This is a genomic window from Rubrivivax rivuli (assembly GCF_004016505.1).
In the GTDB taxonomy this organism is placed as follows: Bacteria; Pseudomonadota; Gammaproteobacteria; order Burkholderiales; family Burkholderiaceae_C; genus Rubrivivax; species Rubrivivax rivuli.
Map to the genome: position 1 here is coordinate 1 of NZ_SACR01000016.1, position 561 is coordinate 561.

2 protein-coding genes are annotated in these 561 nt (G+C 68.6%); both read right to left on the bottom strand.

The window, feature by feature from the left end; all coding sequences use genetic code 11:
- Positions 1–164 (bottom strand): DegT/DnrJ/EryC1/StrS family aminotransferase (locus EOE66_RS21625; RefSeq protein ID WP_164885218.1); only part of this gene is annotated, 164 nt, incomplete at its 3' end.
- A gap of 77 nt (positions 165–241) precedes the next feature.
- Positions 242–561, bottom strand: a 320-nt coding sequence (locus EOE66_RS21630) for an LbetaH domain-containing protein (protein WP_502573845.1), incomplete at its 5' end; no start/stop codon positions are given.

Sequence of the window (561 nt, forward strand, 5' to 3'; positions counted from 1 at the left end):
ACCGTGATGCAGTGCTTCGAGCCCGTGAAGGCGGCCAGCTTGGTCTCCAGTTCCTGCACCTCGGGGCCCATGATGTACTGGCCGTGGTCGAGCACGCGCTGGATGCGCGCGTTGATGTTCTCGCGCAACGCAGCGTACTGGCTCTTCAGGTCGATGAAGTCCAGCGGCTGGGCCAGGGTCTTGGGCGATTCGGGTGCATTCATGTCGGTGCCTCTTGTTTCACGCGGTGGGCGGTGTCGGTTCAGGCGGTCTGCAGGCTGAGTTGGGCGCCTTGCAGCACGTAGCGGTCGCCCGTGTGCGGGCAGGTGGCCTCGGCCTGGCCCTGCAGCGGCAGCAGCAGGCGTTCGCCGTGGCGGCTCATCCAGCCCACCTGGCGCGCCGGCACGCCCACCATCAGCGCGAAGTCGGGCACATCTCGGTTGATCACCGCGCCCGCGCCCACGAAGGCATACCGGCCCACCGTGGTGCCGCACACGATGGTGCAGTTGGCCCCCAGCGTGGCCCCCTGGCGCACGAGCGTTCGGCGGTACTCGTCCTTGCGCGTCACGGCCGATCGGGGGT